Origin of the sequence: Rossellomorea oryzaecorticis, assembly GCF_045897515.1 — a bacterium.
Classification (GTDB): domain Bacteria; phylum Bacillota; class Bacilli; order Bacillales; family Bacillaceae_B; genus Rossellomorea; species Rossellomorea enclensis.
The window spans coordinates 143038-160230 of record NZ_JBJOSA010000005.1 but is presented as its reverse complement, the minus strand read 5'-3'; the positions used below and the strand labels follow the sequence as shown (position 1 = coordinate 160230).

The following is a 17193-nucleotide window of genomic DNA, read 5'->3' as shown; positions in this document are numbered from 1 at the left end:
ACTCTATCAGTCACTATTCCTGCAATTCCTTCATAGCGATGTGAAGACTTGAATAGATTGGTATTGTTGAAATGTTAATCCCCAGATTGATCATAGTTTGGGCAATTTCGGGGCGGATGCCTGTCAAAATCGCATTGATGCCGGAAAGACCCAGGGCGTCGATCACTTTGAAAATCCGGTCTGCAACCATTGTATCAATGATCGGTACTCCTGATAAATCCAGGATGATATGATCAAGTCCAAGTTCGGACCCTTTTATAAGGGCCTTGTCCATTAATTCGTGAGCCCGTTTTGTATCAATGTCACCGACCAAAGGAAGGATCCCGATTGTATCGGTGACCTTGATTACAGGCACCGAAAGTTCCAACGCAACTGATTCGGCTGCATAGATTCTTGAATAGTATTTTTTGCTAAAAGAAATGCTGAGCCAGTGAACTGCCCGATCGACAACAGAATTAAAACGCGAAAGGACATTATAAAATTCATTATACGAGAGCTGCTTTTTTTCAGCTTCTTCGCTGATGATTTTCCCTATTCTATCTCTGTAATTCCTGATTTCTTCTATTGCAATATCCAAAGGAAGATCTAAATCTATTAAAAGATTCACTGCCTGTTCTCCCCATTCATTTAAATGCTCATAGGATTCATCAAGAGACTCAGTGATTGATTTTGCATATATATTGATAAGGTTATGACGCCATTCTGTCATTTCCCTGCTGATAGCATTTGAGTAGTTATCCTTATTATCAATCGCTCTCTGACCCACCATTTCATCTTTAAGTTTAAGGATGGATTGGGCGATATCATTCATTTTTGTATTCTCCATATTTACTGACACAAAAGCATTCCTCCTGCCGGCTTTTTAAAATATGGTAACACAAAATGATCATTTCGTCTTTAGTCAGCACTTCTTTACCAGGCAGATAGGTTAATATACAGCTGACAGCTTATGAATTAACTGTATTCCACTTCTTCAATGTTTTTTCAGGGATACCGTAATAAACTGTTTCTGTCCGGTCCCTTGCTCCGTAACTGACAATATACTGACCTCCATTCCAATTGATTTCGATGGAAACAACTTCTGCATTCCGCTTCAAACCTGCGATTTCTATCTGGACATCATCTTCTAAATCAAACATCGTATCATAAAACAGGCACTGCCTTTCAATGGATGTAAGGGACGCACAGTCCTCTACATTTACATATGTCTTGAATCCTCCATCAATATCATATGTGATGGCAGAGGAATGCTTATTTAACAAAAAGCTGATTTTAATTACTTTTCCTGCCTTCAGACGGCTGGAAGTATGAGAAGCACTAAGTACATCTTCATTGCTGACTATAATATTTAATGGAATCACTTCGACAGATCCAAACATGAACCAGACCCCCAGGTATAGATTGACTTAGTTATACCTATTAAGAAGGGACTATTGATAGAACATTGTAACAATATAGAATATTGTAAAATAATTGCATAATCTTATTGCGAACATTTGTTCTGTCTGCTATGATTATCATGTAATGGGTGATGTCACGAATGAGCACAGTACTTTAATGGAGTACAGGAATAAAAATATTTTAAATTAGGAGATGTTAAAATGAATGTACAAGTTTTTCCATACTTGGTGATGGACGGAGACGCCGGCGAAGCAATCAATTTTTATAAAGAAGCTTTGGATGCTGAAATTCTTTACTCCCAGACCTTCGGTGAGAGCCCTGAAGATCCTGAACATCCACTTCCAGCAGAGGCAAAAGTCCGTATCATGCACGCGACAATCAAGATCGGGGAATCGGAGATCATGTTGAGCGATACGTTCCCGGGGCAGCCTCATTCAATGGGAAGCCAAGTGACTTTGTGTATTACTACGAGTAATGCTGAAATTTCACAAAAAATATTTGAGGGGTTAAAGCATGAAGGCGAAGTAACAATGCCGCTTCAAAAGACATTTTTCAGCCCGCTATATGGGTCCGTGATTGACAAATTCGGAGTTCCCTTCCAAATTTATACTGGTGAAGAAAAATAATCTTTAATCGTCACCCTTACAAGGATCCTCCTTAGAGCCATACATAATCCTGAAAGGGCCATTCTCTGTTCACCATGGAGGCTGGCTCTTTCGTTTACTATTCTCTGTTCCCCAAACTGCTTAATTCCTCAAATATGTTACAATCAACCTATCCAATACCCGTAATTCAGCATTTAGAAGGAGATTACTATGAATTTCAAGCTTAATCCCAAAATCATTCAGGATATGTGCGGGACTGTGTCTTATAAAAGTGGAGAAGCTTACGTCCGTACCAATAAGGTTACCATCTTAAAACATGAATCAAATCTTTGCAAAGCTATAGTAAAAGGTGCCGAAACGTTCGAAGTAACCATATTCAAAGACGCTGTGGGTGAATTGGCAACTGATTGCAGCTGCCCGAAACTTGCATCCTATAATCTTTCATGTCAGCATACCGCAGCTGTATTGATAGCAATTCACGACTCCCAGGCTTCATCCGGGAAGGAATTAACTGATGACTTTTTGTCTCTTTTTAACGGTCAGAAAGAAAGTCGTTCAAGAGCTGAAATGCTTCACTTTGAAACAAGAGAGGCAACAAATATGGATTTCATTCTTCTGCCTGTTTCAATGGTGGAAGGGCAGAGTTTGTTGGGTGCGAAAATTGTAATGAACCAACATCCTGTCGATGACATCAGGGGATTCTTAAAAGCTTTGAAAGAAGGCATCTCGTTTAAAATAAACAACAACTTCACTTATTCACCTCATAATCACTGTTTGCCAAGAGAAGCAGATGCAGTTGTAAGCGAATTAATTAAAACTCTGGATGATGAGCGAATATATAGAGACAAACTCAAGGGTGAGGTTGAGATTGTCAAAGAGATATTGATCCTTCCTCCCTCTTCATTCGAAAAAATTCTTACCGTTTTGGACAAAGTGACAGTGACCATCGAACATCGGGAAAAGGAGTTTTTCAGGTTTCAAAAATCCACCTCACCGCTGCCTTTGATTTTTGTCTTTGATGTATGGCAGGAAGATCGGTACACATTAAGTATCACCGGGCTTAAAGGTATAATCTTATTATCCCCGTACAATTCGGTACTGTATGATGGGATACTCTACCCCCTGAATGATACTGACTTCAGAAGGCTTACTGAATTGCAAACAATGTTGAATGCGTCAGGCCAAAAGGAAATAAACATCCCGAAAGACAAAATCGGTTTTTTCTTGGAAAAAGTGGCACCGCATCTGAAAAACCTTGGTCAAGTAAGGATATCCAAATCTCTGACTGAACAGTACTTTAAAACTCCCCTGACAGCAAAACTCTATCTGGACAGGGTGCATAATAAACTGCTTGCCGGTCTTGAATTTCAATATGATCATATCATTATTAATCCTTTAGAAGAAAAAGACCTTGCAACCGGTTCACTGGTCATCCGGGACACCGAGAAGGAAAAGAGGATTTTGGCTATCATGGAGGAAAGTTCATTTGCACAGACGGATGGCGGCTATCTTATTCAAAATGAAGAACTGGAATTTGATTTTCTGTACTATCAACTGCCAAAGCTACAAAGACTCACGAGTGTGTATGCCACCACGGCTGTCAGGAATAGGATTTTCCGGGGGAACATGAAGCCGCAAATCAGGATTAGGGTAAGTAAAGAGCGGACTAACTGGCTTGAATTCAAATTCCAAATGGATGGTATACCCGAAACTGATATACGTGACTTGCTATCCTCCCTGGAAGAAAAAAGGAAATATTTTCGTCTGCGTGACGGCAGATTAATGTCCTTGGACACAAAAGAAACTCAGGAAATCCGTCGTTTCCTGGAAAGAGCAGAAATACATCCTGCTTCTTTGTCAGATGGACTGGAACTTCCAATGGCTCAGTGCATTGAGTTGATTGATACTGTAGATGGAAGTGAAGGGTTCAAGATGGAGAAATCATTCCGTGAGTTCCTTGATACTCTGCATAAACCCGGAAGCTTGGAGTTTGATGTACCTGAAACCCTGAATGATGTACTCAGAGATTACCAGAAGAAAGGATACACATGGATGAAAACCCTTGCTCATTTTGGGTTTGGGGGCATCCTTGCTGACGATATGGGGCTCGGGAAGACGATCCAGAGCATTGCATTCATTCAATCAATTTTAGAAGAATCCAGAAAGGATGAAGTACCCGCACTGATTGTTTGTCCTTCATCGCTCACATATAATTGGCTGAGTGAGATGATGAAATTTTCTCCCGAAACAAATACATTGGTTTTAGACGGAAGCAAAAACAACAGAAAGAAATTACAGTCAACCATTCAAGAGGTGGATGTCGTCATTACCTCCTATTCAATTCTGCGGAGGGATATCCGATGGTTTGAAGAACAGAAATTTTCAGTTGTGTTTTATGATGAAGCACAAGCTTTTAAAAACCCTCTGACTCAAACAGCCCGGGCTGTCAAGAAAGTCCAGGCCGTTCATCGATTCGCCCTTACCGGGACTCCGGTCGAGAATTCAATTGAAGATCTATGGTCGATTTTCCATGTAGTGTTTCCGCAACTGTTCCTGGGTTTGAAGGATTACAGCCAGCTCACTAATAAAACGATTGCACGCAGGGTCCAGCCTTTCATGCTTCGTAGAATGAAAGAAGAAGTTCTGGAGGAGCTTCCAGATAAACTAGAAACAAGAGAAACAGTCGAATTACTTCCCGAGCAGAAGAAACTATATGCTGCATACTTGGCAAAACTCCGTCATGACACACTCAAACATCTGGATAAAGATACTTTTAGAAAAAATAAGATTAAAATCCTTGCTGGAATCACACGATTGAGACAGATATGCTGCCATCCTGCATTGTTTGTCGATGGATATGAAGGAAGTTCTGCTAAAATGGAGATGCTTATGGAATTATTGGATGAGTCTATGGAATCAGGCAGAAGGGTGCTGATTTTTTCTCAATTCACCAAAATGCTTCAATTGATTGGCAGGAAACTCGCGGAAAGAAGCACACCATTTTTTTATCTTGATGGTGAAACTCCTTCTGAAGAACGCCTGAACTTATGTAATCGTTACAATATCGGGGAAAGGGATATATTCCTTGTCTCCTTAAAAGCAGGAGGTACCGGACTTAACCTTCATAGTGCCGACACTGTAATCCTTTACGATACTTGGTGGAACCCCGCAGTAGAAGAGCAGGCCGCAGACCGTGCTCACCGTATGGGGCAGGAGAATGTGGTCCAAGTAATCAAACTGGTTGCAAGGGGGACAATTGAAGAGAAGATGAATGAATTGCAGGACATGAAGCGGAATCTTATAGAAGAAGTCATCGATCCTGCAGAGAAAAAAGGAAATCTGCTGAGTGAACGTGATATCAGAGAGATATTGATGATTTAATAAGGATCGCAGCTGTTGAAAAGGGGGACAGGTTCGTGATGGGCAAAGCCTTTCATGGAGATCAACAGCTGCACATAAAATATTTCTAACGTTTACAGGCAAATACATAGTAAAATGGTAAAATAATGATTATTATCCTGTAAAGGAAGGGACCCGATGGCTATGGAAGTTGAAGAAAAGAATATTACAAGATTAAACATAGACGGTAAAGAATACATATTGATCGGTACAGCGCACGTTTCAAAAAAAAGTGCTGAACAAGTAAAGGAAGTCATTGAACGGGAACAGCCCGATTCTGTGTGTGTTGAATTGGATGAACAAAGATATCAATCGATCATGGAAGGCGATAAGTGGAAAGAAACAGATATTTTCAAAGTGATTAAGGACCGGAAAGCGACATTTTTATTAATGAACCTTGCGATATCTTCTTTTCAAAAAAGGATGGCTAAGCAGCTGGGAATTCAAGCCGGGCAGGAAATGATCCAGGGAATCCAATCAGCCAAGGAGACCGGTGCGGAGCTTGTTCTTGCAGATAGGAATATCCAAGTGACGTTTTCCCGGATATGGAGCAATGTCGGGTTTACCGGAAAATCAAAATTACTCATGCAGATCATTTACAGCATATTCAGCAATGACAGTATTTCAGAGGAAGAGCTTGAAAAGCTTAAATCGAAAGATATGCTGGAAGGGATGCTGAACGAATTTACAGAAACATTCCCCCGTTTAAAGAAACCTTTAATTGATGAACGAGATCAATACCTGTCTCAAAAGATAAAAGATGCGCCGGGCGAGAAAATAGTGGCGGTTTTAGGGGCAGCACATGTCCCGGGGATTAAAGAGGAAATCAAGAAAGAGCATGATCTTGAACAACTTAATGAACGGCCGCCAAAATCCAAGCTTCCCAAAATCATAGGGTGGGGGATTCCAATTTTTATACTTGCACTGATTGCTTACACCTTCATCTCCAATCCCGATGCAGGTTTACAGCAATCGATAAGCTGGATTTTATGGAATGGAGGTTTCTCTGCACTTGGGGTGGCAATAGCTTTCGGTCATCCACTGGCGATATTGACCGCTTTTGTCGCGGCTCCGATCACCTCGCTGAACCCTTTGCTTGCTGCAGGCTGGTTTGCAGGGGCGGTACAGGCTTACTTCAAACGCCCGAATGTGGCGGATTTTGACCGGTTGTCGGAAGATGTCTTGAGTATAAAGGGATTCTGGTCAAATAAAGTGACCCGTGTATTATTGATTGTAGTACTAGCTAACCTCGGCAGTTCATTGGGGACCTTTATCGGAGGAGCGGACGTCATTCGATTATTTTTTGAAAACCTATGATTTCATTATAAAATACATGTTTAAAGGGGGATAGCGATGATACAGACCCTTCATTCACAACGACTCGTGCTACGGCCCTTTTCAAAAGCGGACGCAGCAGCAATACAAAATCTTGCCAACAATAAAGAGGTTGCAGGCATCATCGGGCTTCCTCAACCATATTTGCAAGAACATGCTATTGACTGGATTGAAATTCAGCCGGAGTTGATTCAGCTTGGGACCGAATATCCACTTGCAATCGTAGAGAAAAAGTCAAACGACTTAATCGGAACGATTACTCTCCGGGTGAATAAAGAACATTTCAAGGGAGAGCTTGGTTATTGGATAGGCAGGCCCTATTGGGGTAGGGGATTTGCGACTGAAGCCGTGAAGAGGATGATCTCGTTTGGATTTGAGGACCTTGAATTAAATAAGGTCTGGGCGTCAGTCCTTTTAAGGAATAAAGGTTCCATTGCTGTATTGAAGAAAGCAGGGTTATTTAAAGAGGGTATCTTAAAACAAGACCGGCTCATATCCGGAAAATATGAGGATATAAATCTATTTGGGATTTTGAGGGAAGACTGCTCTCGCAATAGATAAAATAGTATTGGGCAGTCTCTAAAAGGTCTGTTTCGACCGGGCCATCAGAGACTACTCTGTTTACTTTACAGGAGACTTGTTAATTCGGATGTTTTTCATCACAAATCCACTTTTAGGGAGGGAGGGTATTTCCCGTAGGCTGTATGATATATCTTGTTTAGGAAATGAATACGAAATACCACTTGCCAGGAATTTAAAGCTTGCATTCATTACTTCTATCGTGGGCCATTCTCCCGGACAGCGATGGTTTTTATAATGGTCCCCGCCTCCTTGTGGAATGAGGTCATATTGACTGCCTACATAGTTAATGAAACGGTCAGGCATAAATTTATCCGGACTTTCCCAAAGCCTGGGGTCATGATTCGTTCCGTAAAGATCAAGCATGACCAGCTGCCCTTCCTTGAATGAATATCCCTGCCAGGTAAAGTCATTTTTCGCTCTTGCAGCCAAAAATGGAAAGAAAGGGTAGAAACGGCGGACTTCTTGAATGAAATTTTCAAGATAGCCTTCATTTTCGGAGATCTTTATCTTGGACTCAGGGTGTTCCTGCATTGCACACGCTCCAAAAACAATGTACCTGGAAACGGCGACTAATGGGCGAATGATGTTCAAAAGTTCTACTGCAGCCGTTTTTGCCTGAAGTGGAGGCCCGTTGATGTCATGATGAGTGGCAATTTCGTGTAGAGCCCTTCCTTCAGCTGCCAACTGATTCCCTGCACGCACGTTTTCAATCATCTTCATCAGCCATTCTTCAAGGTGTTTACGTGCAGAAACACTTGATAAATACTTTGGTCCCACTTTTGAAGCACCCTCGATTAATAAATTCAGTTCTTTTGCACGTTTAGGTGCCTCCTTGTCTGAAAGAGGGATGCCCGCCCATTCACACCCTGCTCTTGTAAGGAGTAAGAGTGTTTCATCAAAGAGAACAATCTTTCGTTTGCTTACCCAATTATCGGCTGTGTGTTTCCACAGCTTGGTGGTAATGGTATGTAAATCGTGCAGCCTTGAAGGAGTCATTAAGTTCATGAACAGCAGTTTTCGGTGCTCATGAACTGCACCGTCCAAACCTTGAACACCCCCTTCTCCAAACAGACTTTTAAGGATATGGGAAGGCATGGCCCCGCTCCGTTTCATTCGTTCCCGGTCATAAAAGAGCCTTGCACCTTCCTCCCCGCTTAAAAGGGCAGTTTTTTTTCCTAGTACGCGGGTTTCAAATACATCCAGATGATGATTCTGTACTCGTTTTTGAATAAACTCATAACCATCCTTAAAAATGGAAAGCGTCCTGTCCATTCCCCGATCCTTCGGTATTTTAATGTTCATCGAAACGTCCTCCTTCCAATCAGTTAATATATAACATTCCCGGAAATCGGAGAGTAGAAACCCATATGGAGAAGATGTGTTGGGTGCATGAATCATTCAAACACTTCACCAGTCATTACGGACATAAACCTGCTGTAAAATTTTTTATAATCAAATCCAAATGCGATTCGATGCTTTTTGGCATCTTCCCCGAATTTTATATAAGGTCTTATGTCTGTGATACTTTGTCCTTGATTTACACGCCCCTCAGTCGTCACGATGAATACAGGAAGTTCTTTGAAGGTGAACATGTCTTCGAATAAAGGGGCCATCAAAGTGATGGCATCGTGTACGGGACTACCCTGAATGTCCGGATTCCGTTTCTTGTAGAAAGCGTAGTAGTAGTCGAGCAAAGGTTTTAAAAGTTCTGTCCGGCCTTTGGAGTCGATATAATCCACCATTTCCGGTGTCACAATTGAATAGTCGGTCACGTTAAGGGGGATGATCGTTAAATTATTGCCATAGTTCATGACAAGTCTTGCAGCTACCGGGTCCGAATAAAAGTTTGCTTCAGAGACAGCTGTTACATTCCCTGGCACCCAGAAAGCCCCGCCCATTACATAGACATCTTTCACTGTATCCATAAGGCCCGGATACAGAATATACATTGTAGCAAGTGAGGTCAATCTGCCGACGTTTACTATCGTGAGCTCTCCATCATATTGCTGGATGATGTTCACAATTTCAAAAAAATTCTCAGTCGTGTCCACCAATTTGTCAGGAATGATCGGACCGAGTCCGTACTCCCCATGGATTTCAGGATAATAAGTCGGTTCCTGCGCGGTCATCGGTATTTCCGCTCCTCCTATTATCGGGAATTTTTTATCTTCCGGTACATACGTCATCAAGTAATTCGCCGTCTGGATGGCGCGTGTTCTGGGCACGTTGCCATAATCTGCGACCACTCCTACAAGTTCGATATCATCACTTAAGTATCCATAAATAAGCGCAACTATGTCATCGACCCCAACATCTGCAAAAAGCAGGATTTTCTTTTTCATAAAGACGCACCCCACAGTTTTTCACATTATATGGAAGCCGGATGTTGTCCCGTGCGTTCAGGTATCAAGTGTTTAAGATATGAAAATGAAAAATAAAAGTTTTTAAAAGAAATTCAACTTTCAATCATCATGAGTGTTAAAATATAACTATCTAAAAATTCTAAAAAATAGGGTAAAATATAGCATGAAGATCAATCCGCATTCCTGTCTGCAAAGTCTTCCTGAAAGAAGGATTCCCCATGATACTGTGTGAAGAATTAAGTGAGGTGAAACCATGAAGAAAATTGAAAATTTTTATCTTGAAGATCCCCATTTTCAGCAATTGATCCGCCGCTCCCTTAAAGGAGACTTCCTTCAATGGGCAGAAAAAGAGCTGTCTGATTTCGGGGAAATGTGTGCAGATGAAATTGATGAACGTGCCGTTCATACGGACCGGGAAGGACAGCCAAAGCTGATTAAATATAATCGCTTTGGTGAAGAAGTATCTGAGGTCTGGGTAAATGAAGGGTATAAAAAAACGGTCCGGGATACGTACAATAAAGGGATTGTGGCGTATATCCACAAAGAGATCCCTGCTCTCGGGAGAAAAGGGAATTTTCTCTATTCATTTGCACAGGGATATCTTCTATCTCAATCAGAACCGGGGTTTTATTGTCCCGTCACATTAACGATGGCCACGGCACTTCTTCTTGATAAATACGCCTCTGAAGATGTGAAAGGGATATTCATGAAGCATGTACTTTCAACCGGGGAAGTGGAGCTTTATGAAGGTGCGACGTTCCTGACAGAGAGGCAGGGGGGATCTGATGTAGGAGCTAATGCCGTTCGTGCTGTTAAAAATGGATCTGATTTTGAACTGTTTGGAGAAAAGTATTTTGCCTCCAATTCAGGCATGTGCGGAGTCGCGATGGTTCTTGCAAGGATAGATGGTGCCGGAAAAGGCACCAAAGGACTCAGTTTGTTCGCCGTTCCATGGAGAAATACAGACGGGACTTTAAATGGTATCCATGTCCGCCGACTGAAAGACAAATTAGGGGTTCGTGCAGTTCCTTCTGCAGAAATTGAATTCGACGGGGCAAAGGCATTCCTTGTGGGAGAACCAAACAAAGGAATTTATTATATGATGGAAGCTTTAAATCTATCAAGAGTCTGCAACGCGGTTGCATCAATCGGGATCATGAGAAGAGGATATATGGAAGCGAGAAATTATGCATTTCACCGCGAAGCGTTCGGAGAGAAGCTTTCCCAATATCCAATGATCAGGGAGACACTTGTAAACCTTGCCGCTAAACAGGAAGTTGAAACAAGTGCAGTTTTCAGACTGATTGAAATGTATGACCGGGTCTCAAGTGAAGAAATACCAACTACAGAGAATGAGGCTGCCCTTACAAGGCTGTACATTGCTATTTTGAAAAAAGAAACTGCCGAGCAGGCAATTCACTTTTCACATGAAGCGATTGAAATGCATGGAGGAAATGGATATATTGAAGATTTCGTTCTTCCGCGTTTGTTGAGGGATGCCCAAGTACTTACCGTCTGGGAAGGGACGGCAAATATACTCGGCCTTGAAGTCCTTCGCTTGATGAAGAAAAACCGTGTACATGAACTATTTGTAAACCAAATGAAACAGGAGCTTGATCGACTTCCCAAGAAGTACAGTGCGTCAATCGAAAAGGTCCTCAACGGGTTGACTATATTGGAGTCGTTGGCGGCCAAAGTAGCTGGTTCCGATGATGAAACCCAAACCTATCATAGTAAGCGGATAGCTGAATTGATGGTCAAAATTTTTGAAAGCGTTGTGGCCCTTGGGGATGCAGCTCTATATGGTGATGGCCGAAGGAGAATGATTGCGGAGGTATTCATTGATCATACGTGGAAAACCAATGAGTGGCTTGACTCAGAAATGAAATCACTTAAATACTTTGAAGAAATAATAGGTATGAACGTGAAAGTATAAAATAAAAAATTCCCGTGTAGACCGGGAATTTTTTATTTCTCACAACAGCATGGGCAGTCACATTCTTTTTTTGTCTGACATTTGCATCGTTCACATGTGCAGCTTTTATTTATCATGGGCTCACCTCCAGGGAATTTTATCCTATTTAAAGGGTTACCAATTCATGCGGTTTCATACTTGAATGGACGATAGAGTGTGATTATGACCGGAGTAATTTAAGAATCACCATATAAAAACAAATAAAAGTGGATGTTTTAATGATTCCCTGCACATATTATTCCTAGCATAGTGGAAAGGAGATGCACCCTCATGAAAGAAGAAAAGCAAAATAAAGACCTGCCCTTAAAAGAAAAAGGCGATATGCAGACAATTGAAAATATCTCCAATAACGAGGATATCCAACAGGCCGCGCAGCCCCAGCCGAAAGATTACGATGAAATTGAATATTGAATAGCAAGATCAAGGCCCGTCTCCCAGAAAATATGTGGGGGCGGGCCTTGTTGTGAGTTTTCCCTAAATACATGATGAAAAGTGGCCGTTTTGTCGAATTTCTGTGCATTTTTCAGCCTGATACATCACTAAAACATGTTATGATAGTGTAAATTAAATTGAAAATCAAATGGGGGAAAACATAATGAGTAACAAAAAAGCATCGCCAATGAAATACTTGGTCATCATTACATTATTGGTTGCCGTTCTGTTGGCAGCTATAGTTATGTTGAACAATAAAGCGCAGCCTAAGGATGAAGCTCTTGAATCTCATCCGCCGACTGAAGGGCAGCCGACACTTGGTGAAGAAGATGCCCCGGTATCGATTGTGGAGTTCGGGGATTTCAAATGCCCTGCCTGCAAAGCATGGGGCGATCAAATTTATCCAAAGGTGAAAAGCGATTTCATTGATACGGGTAAGGCAAATTTAACTTATGTGAATGTACTATTCCATGGTGAAGAATCGATACTTGCAGCACTGGCTGCAGAATCAGTATTCAAAAACGATCCTGAATCTTATTGGGATTTCCAGAAGGAATTGTATAAAGAACAGCCTGAGGGCGATAATCACGACGCAGCATGGGTAACGGTGGACAAGCTGACCGAGGTTGCAGAAAAAACAACAAATATGGATATTGGACAATTGAAAAAGGATATTGAAAATGAAGCAAATGAAGAAGAGCTAAATATTGATAAAAATCTGGTACAGGAATTTAACATTGAACAAACCCCGACGATCATAATCAATGGTACAAAACTAGAGGATCCATATGACTATGAACGGATTAAAACACTTATCGAAGAAGGTCAGAAGTAAATGGACAGGAATAAAACTGATAAAACCCAGCTGTTCATGTATGCTGCCTGGCTTGTGTCCATCATTGCAACGTTGGGGAGTCTTTATTTCAGTGAAGTGAAGGGTTTCATACCGTGTGAACTATGCTGGTATCAGCGGATCTTTATGTATCCGTTGACGTTGATACTCGGGGTAGCGACTTTTAAAAATGACGCAGCATTAAAACAGATAGTACTCCCGATGTCAATCACTGGAGGAATCATTTCAGTCTTTCATTATATGGAGCAGAAAATACCAGGATTTGGCGGAATCAAGCCATGTGCAAGCGGAGTTCCATGCAATTCGGAATATATCAATTGGCTGGGATTTATCACAATACCATTCCTGGCAATGACCGCGTTCACTTTGATTACGATCGTAACGTTATGCTGGACGAATAACAAAAAATAAAGAAAAGCTGAAGTTTACTAAACTTCAGCTTTTCTTTATCGGGGAGCCCATAAGATGATGGATACTCCGATCATGCAAATCGCTGCACCTATGAAATCATACATATCAGGTGTGTTTTTATCAACCCACCATCCCCATAGAATTGCAAGGACGATGAACACCCCGCCGTAGGCTGCATACACTCTTCCGAAAGTAGGGAAGTTCTGAAGGGTGGGTATGACGCCGTAAAGCACCAGAATCAAACTGCCAAATACACCATACCATGGTGATGCACTCTCTCTAAGCCACAGCCAGACCAGATAACCGCCGCCAATTTCTGCGAGACCTGCAATGATGAATAATACAATTGCGGATATCATTTTTTCACTTCCTTTCAATGCAGAAGGGGGAAGGCAGTGAAATGTCCCCGTTTAAGTCAGCCCCACCCGAACACTTTTGCCAGCTGGGCAATGGTAAAGGTAATGGCAATCGCCAAACCAGTAGGGATGGCAAAAGCAAGGAAAGTCCATTTCTTACTTTTTGTTTCCTTGAATATGTTGATAAGTGTCGTACCGCAAGGAAAATGAAGAAGTGAAAATAGCATCATATTTAATGCAGTGATCCAAGTCCATCCTTGATCGATAAAGATTTGCTTTAATGAATCCAGGTCTTCTACTTCGATCATGGCCCCCGTTGATAGGTAACCCATCAATAAAATGGGAAGGACGATTTCATTTGCAGGTAATCCAAGTATGAAAGCCATCAAAATGAAACCATCCAGCCCCAGCTGTTGTGCAAACGGATCTAAAAAGTTGACAATGTGCATCAATATACTTGTATCACCAATTATGATATTTGCAAGTACCCACGTCAAGACACCTGCAGGGGCAGCGATCACAATCGCCCTTTTTAGAACGAAAACCGATTTATCCAATGTTGCCCTGACGATTGTATTAATGAAGTCCGGTCTCCGGTAAGGAGGGAGTTCAAGCGTATAATGAGTAGGAACTCCTTTCAAGGCCGTCTTCGACAGGGTCCAGGAAACAGCCAGGGTGACTATGATGCCGAAAACAACCATGCCTACAACGACTGCAGCCGTTACCAGCGTACCGGCTGCCCCCGTAAATCCTGCAGCCATGAAGATCGATGCGAGCAGTATAAGCGTCGGCCACCTGCCGTTGCATGGGACAAAATTATTGGTCAGAATCGCAAGCATCCTTTCACGGGGAGATTCTATGATTCTAGTTGACATGATCGCGGCAGCATTACATCCGAATCCCATCGCCATTGTCAGGGATTGTTTACCATGAGCCCCGGATCTCTTAAATAACCGATCCATGTTGAACGCTACCCTCGGCAAGTAGCCGTAATTCTCTAAGATAGCAAACATAGGGAAGAAGATTGCCATTGGCGGAAGCATGACGCTGATTACCCAGGAAGTTCCCCTGTAAAGGCCGAGCACCAAGATACCATGCAGCCAATCCGGTGCATGGATGGCGTTAAACCCAAGTGTCAGATACCCTTCAAGCCAGCCAAAAAAAGACGCCAGCATGGAAGAAGGGATGTTTGCACCCGCTATCGTTAAGTAAATGACGACAGCAAGCATGGAAAGCATGATCGGGAATCCCCATATTTTAGATGTGAATATTTTATCAAGTTTTTCAGTTTGTAATAACTTGTTCTGATCCTTTATAGAAACAGTTTCATTGCAGAGTGTTTTTGACTGAGAGAATGCACTGGTCACAATGTCATCCCGCAGTGAAGCAGTGGAAAGTTCAATTGCTTTTTTTCTTAAGAATTGACTTCGATCAGTATTCCCCGGAAGCGAACTCATAACTTTGACCCCCTTTTTTTTCATTTAACAGTTTGACATTTAACTCATCGATGATCCGCTCATCACCTTCCAGTAAACGCAATGCAATCCATCTGGCCGGCAGATGAGAACCATATATGGATTGAATGTCCGGAATAAGTGCTTCTATCCTTTCTTCAATTTCAGAACTATACTCCAGTTTGTAAGGGGAAAGAGGCAATAAGCCTTTAACCACACTAAGAACAGCATCTAATAAGCTGCTTATTCCGACTTTGTTCCGTGCAGAGATTTTCACAACAGGCACGCCCAGCTTTTTTTGCAGCTTCGCTTCGCTGATTTCAATCCCTTTTTTGGCAGCTTCATCAATGAGGTTCAGACATATTACTGCTTTATCTGTTATTTCCAGCACCTGAAGGGCAATATTCAAGTTTCTCTCTAAAGAAGTGGCATCCAGAACGACGACTGTCACATCAGGCTGCTCAAAGGCTATATAGTTCCTGGCTATTTCTTCATCCATAGAGTTGGCAATGAGTGAATACGTACCAGGCAAATCAATGATTTCGAACTCTTCATTTTTATGTTCAAAGTATCCCTTTGATTGAGCCACGGTTTTCCCAGGCCAATTTCCTGTATGTTGTCTAAGTCCTGTGAGTTGATTGAATAATGTGGACTTCCCGGTGTTTGGATTTCCTGCTAATGCAATCCGGTATTTTTTCCCGTTCATTTATACCATCTCCCCATATATATTCGAGCTCTCTTCTTTTCGCAAAGCTATTACTGTGCCACTGACCCTGAATGCAATCGGATCACCTAAAGGGCTCTTGTTTACAACCGTCACAACATTACCGGGGACAAAGCCTAAATCCAGCAGGCGCCTTCTCATGATCCCGGTCAAATCCATAGATATGATCTGTACGGACATGCCTTCTTGGAGCTGGCATAATTTGTATTTGTGTGCAGACATTATTTTTCCGCTCCCTCACATATTTTTTATAAGGTTATGATTGTTTCCTTTGTGCAACTTTTTCTTTATCGTATGTCTCTAGAAAGGTTTTGTCAATGGATATTTGGAAGACTGCTTGTACTTTTTTAATATCGACTTGTTTATCATTACGATGAAACTGCTTAAACACGGTTGTATCTGCGAACACAGAACTTCCTATTTGAAATGAAGGCGGAAAGGGTTACAATGGTTATAAAAAAGGGGAGGTCGAGGGGGATTTTAAATCTGCTATTGGGATACGTCATATTATCCGTACCTGCATTATTCGTTGTTTTCTTCTTCAAACATAAATCAAAAAAGGAATTGGAAAAATTGAATGAAAATGAGTTTTCTCAAAAACATTGAAAAAGAAAGCCCTCTGCTATGGGCTTTCTTTTTCAATCGCGCTTGGATGTAGGAAGAAGAATAAAATCATAGATTAAAGGAATTAGCTTCATGCTGTAGAATTTATTATACTGACACTTTATAAGGAGGGGGATATATGGAGAAGTTAGATTACAAAGTCACAGATCTGCCTGGGTATCGGGCCATCGGACTAAAATGGGAAGGCGCTTACTCAGAAGTGGCTGGTTTGAAGGAAATGATCCAAAAAATGAGCAATAGGGTTTCTGAGTTGGAGCATGCGGTAAATCCAAAGGAACAATTAGGTTTGTCATATCACTTGCGCCCCGATGGATTCGTACATTATTCTGTGTATGAAGTTAGTCCTGAGCAAGAGATTCCAGCAGGGATGGAAGAGATCAACGTCAGTCCCATGACTTATTTTTGCGTCCATCATCCAAAAGGCAAAGACATCGGTCATACATACACTGCAATCTATCATTGGATGAAAGAGAACGGCGAATATACTCCTTTTACTGAAGCCGGGACGAAGTACTATGATGATTTGCCGATCAAACATGAACGATATCCGTATAAAAGGGACTTAAAGGATCCACACTTTGATATATTAATACCTTTAACGAAAAAATAAGCATCAAAAAACCCATCCTTTCCGGATGGGTTTTTTGATCATCTGCCGCAGCTGCATTTCTTACCGTGA

At 41.7% G+C, this 17193-nt stretch carries 17 protein-coding genes; 9 read left to right on the top strand and 8 right to left on the bottom strand.

The window, feature by feature from the left end:
* Window positions 1-13: 13 nt before the first annotated feature.
* Together ACKA06_RS08315 and ACKA06_RS08310 are read right to left on the bottom strand one after the other, a co-directional pair.
* Window positions 14-838, bottom strand: a complete 825-nt coding sequence (locus tag ACKA06_RS08315; protein ID WP_052011616.1) for an STAS domain-containing protein — start codon at window positions 836-838, stop codon at window positions 14-16.
* 109 nt (window positions 839-947) lie between these two features.
* Window positions 948-1379 (bottom strand): hypothetical protein, encoded by a 432-nt coding sequence (locus ACKA06_RS08310; RefSeq protein WP_032088608.1) that lies wholly within the window; start codon window positions 1377-1379, stop codon window positions 948-950.
* A 222-nt stretch (window positions 1380-1601) separates the two neighbouring features.
* Between ACKA06_RS08310 and ACKA06_RS08305 the strand changes: the two genes are divergently transcribed.
* The 4 genes from ACKA06_RS08305 (at window position 1602) to ACKA06_RS08290 (ending at window position 7301) form a co-directional block, all read left to right on the top strand.
* Window positions 1602-2027, top strand: a complete 426-nt coding sequence (locus ACKA06_RS08305; protein ID WP_032088607.1) for a VOC family protein — start codon at window positions 1602-1604, stop codon at window positions 2025-2027.
* Between the two features lie 189 nt (window positions 2028-2216).
* The gene (locus tag ACKA06_RS08300; protein ID WP_032088606.1) at window positions 2217-5387 is read left to right on the top strand and encodes a DEAD/DEAH box helicase; all 3171 of its coding nucleotides are present in this window, start codon (window positions 2217-2219) and stop codon (window positions 5385-5387) included.
* A gap of 162 nt (window positions 5388-5549) precedes the next feature.
* Window positions 5550-6722, top strand: a complete 1173-nt coding sequence (locus tag ACKA06_RS08295) for a TraB/GumN family protein (protein WP_032088726.1) — start codon at window positions 5550-5552, stop codon at window positions 6720-6722.
* 36 nt (window positions 6723-6758) lie between these two features.
* Window positions 6759-7301 (top strand): GNAT family N-acetyltransferase, encoded by a 543-nt coding sequence (locus tag ACKA06_RS08290; RefSeq protein ID WP_032088605.1) that lies wholly within the window; start codon window positions 6759-6761, stop codon window positions 7299-7301.
* A gap of 60 nt (window positions 7302-7361) precedes the next feature.
* Here ACKA06_RS08290 and ACKA06_RS08285 read toward each other — a convergent pair whose 3' ends face one another.
* On the bottom strand, window positions 7362-8624 hold the full coding sequence (locus tag ACKA06_RS08285) for a cytochrome P450 (RefSeq protein ID WP_411159421.1): 1263 nt from the start codon (window positions 8622-8624) through the stop codon (window positions 7362-7364).
* A 92-nt stretch (window positions 8625-8716) separates the two neighbouring features.
* Window positions 8717-9664: a nucleoside hydrolase gene (locus tag ACKA06_RS08280; RefSeq protein ID WP_032088603.1), complete on the bottom strand. Its 948-nt coding sequence runs from the start codon at window positions 9662-9664 to the stop codon at window positions 8717-8719.
* Between the two features lie 274 nt (window positions 9665-9938).
* Here ACKA06_RS08280 and ACKA06_RS08275 point away from each other — a divergent pair, with 274 nt between their 5' ends.
* The 4 genes from ACKA06_RS08275 to ACKA06_RS08260 all read left to right on the top strand — a co-directional run bounded on the left by ACKA06_RS08275 (window position 9939) and on the right by ACKA06_RS08260 (window position 13356).
* Entirely contained in the window at window positions 9939-11621 is a 1683-nt protein-coding gene (locus ACKA06_RS08275; RefSeq protein ID WP_214874104.1) for an acyl-CoA dehydrogenase family protein, read from the top strand.
* 309 nt (window positions 11622-11930) lie between these two features.
* Complete coding sequence (locus tag ACKA06_RS08270; RefSeq protein ID WP_156416141.1) at window positions 11931-12071, top strand: hypothetical protein; 141 nt, start codon at window positions 11931-11933, stop codon at window positions 12069-12071.
* A gap of 184 nt (window positions 12072-12255) precedes the next feature.
* On the top strand, window positions 12256-12927 hold the full coding sequence (locus ACKA06_RS08265) for a DsbA family protein (protein ID WP_411159420.1): 672 nt from the start codon (window positions 12256-12258) through the stop codon (window positions 12925-12927).
* Window positions 12928-13356 (top strand): disulfide oxidoreductase, encoded by a 429-nt coding sequence (locus ACKA06_RS08260; RefSeq protein ID WP_032088600.1) that lies wholly within the window; start codon window positions 12928-12930, stop codon window positions 13354-13356.
* Between the two features lie 35 nt (window positions 13357-13391).
* Here the strand turns inward: ACKA06_RS08260 and ACKA06_RS08255 are convergent, their stop codons facing one another.
* The 4 genes from ACKA06_RS08255 to ACKA06_RS08240 are packed head-to-tail and all read right to left on the bottom strand — an operon-like array spanning window position 13392 to window position 16112.
* On the bottom strand, window positions 13392-13715 hold the full coding sequence (locus tag ACKA06_RS08255) for a YnfA family protein (protein WP_032088725.1): 324 nt from the start codon (window positions 13713-13715) through the stop codon (window positions 13392-13394).
* A 56-nt stretch (window positions 13716-13771) separates the two neighbouring features.
* On the bottom strand, window positions 13772-15169 hold the full coding sequence (locus ACKA06_RS08250) for a ferrous iron transporter B (RefSeq protein WP_197670876.1): 1398 nt from the start codon (window positions 15167-15169) through the stop codon (window positions 13772-13774).
* Window positions 15144-15872: a FeoB small GTPase domain-containing protein gene (locus tag ACKA06_RS08245; RefSeq protein ID WP_032088598.1), complete on the bottom strand. Its 729-nt coding sequence runs from the start codon at window positions 15870-15872 to the stop codon at window positions 15144-15146. The genes ACKA06_RS08250 and ACKA06_RS08245 overlap by 26 nt, the downstream gene beginning before the upstream one ends.
* Entirely contained in the window at window positions 15873-16112 is a 240-nt protein-coding gene (locus tag ACKA06_RS08240) for a FeoA family protein (RefSeq protein ID WP_032088597.1), read from the bottom strand.
* 520 nt (window positions 16113-16632) lie between these two features.
* Here ACKA06_RS08240 and ACKA06_RS08235 point away from each other — a divergent pair.
* Complete coding sequence (locus ACKA06_RS08235) at window positions 16633-17124, top strand: GyrI-like domain-containing protein (RefSeq protein WP_214874107.1); 492 nt, start codon at window positions 16633-16635, stop codon at window positions 17122-17124.
* Window positions 17125-17193 lie beyond the last annotated feature (69 nt).

Excerpts from the sequence above, each read along its gene's own strand:
- ACKA06_RS08310 (WP_032088608.1), bottom strand. The coding sequence starts at position 1,379 with ATGTTTGGATCTGTCGAAGTGATTCCATTAAATATTATAGTCAGCAAT.
- ACKA06_RS08305 (WP_032088607.1), top strand. The coding sequence starts at position 1,602 with ATGAATGTACAAGTTTTTCCATACTTGGTGATGGACGGAGACGCCGGC.
- ACKA06_RS08300 (WP_032088606.1), top strand. The coding sequence starts at position 2,217 with ATGAATTTCAAGCTTAATCCCAAAATCATTCAGGATATGTGCGGGACT.
- ACKA06_RS08295 (WP_032088726.1), top strand. The coding sequence starts at position 5,550 with ATGGAAGTTGAAGAAAAGAATATTACAAGATTAAACATAGACGGTAAA.
- ACKA06_RS08290 (WP_032088605.1), top strand. The coding sequence starts at position 6,759 with ATGATACAGACCCTTCATTCACAACGACTCGTGCTACGGCCCTTTTCA.
- ACKA06_RS08285 (WP_411159421.1), bottom strand. The coding sequence starts at position 8,624 with ATGAACATTAAAATACCGAAGGATCGGGGAATGGACAGGACGCTTTCC.
- ACKA06_RS08280 (WP_032088603.1), bottom strand. The coding sequence starts at position 9,664 with ATGAAAAAGAAAATCCTGCTTTTTGCAGATGTTGGGGTCGATGACATA.
- ACKA06_RS08275 (WP_214874104.1), top strand. The coding sequence starts at position 9,939 with ATGAAGAAAATTGAAAATTTTTATCTTGAAGATCCCCATTTTCAGCAA.
- ACKA06_RS08270 (WP_156416141.1), top strand. The coding sequence starts at position 11,931 with ATGAAAGAAGAAAAGCAAAATAAAGACCTGCCCTTAAAAGAAAAAGGC.
- ACKA06_RS08265 (WP_411159420.1), top strand. The coding sequence starts at position 12,256 with ATGAGTAACAAAAAAGCATCGCCAATGAAATACTTGGTCATCATTACA.
- ACKA06_RS08260 (WP_032088600.1), top strand. The coding sequence starts at position 12,928 with ATGGACAGGAATAAAACTGATAAAACCCAGCTGTTCATGTATGCTGCC.
- ACKA06_RS08255 (WP_032088725.1), bottom strand. The coding sequence starts at position 13,715 with ATGATATCCGCAATTGTATTATTCATCATTGCAGGTCTCGCAGAAATT.
- ACKA06_RS08250 (WP_197670876.1), bottom strand. The coding sequence starts at position 15,169 with ATGAGTTCGCTTCCGGGGAATACTGATCGAAGTCAATTCTTAAGAAAA.
- ACKA06_RS08245 (WP_032088598.1), bottom strand. The coding sequence starts at position 15,872 with ATGAACGGGAAAAAATACCGGATTGCATTAGCAGGAAATCCAAACACC.
- ACKA06_RS08240 (WP_032088597.1), bottom strand. The coding sequence starts at position 16,112 with ATGTCTGCACACAAATACAAATTATGCCAGCTCCAAGAAGGCATGTCC.
- ACKA06_RS08235 (WP_214874107.1), top strand. The coding sequence starts at position 16,633 with ATGGAGAAGTTAGATTACAAAGTCACAGATCTGCCTGGGTATCGGGCC.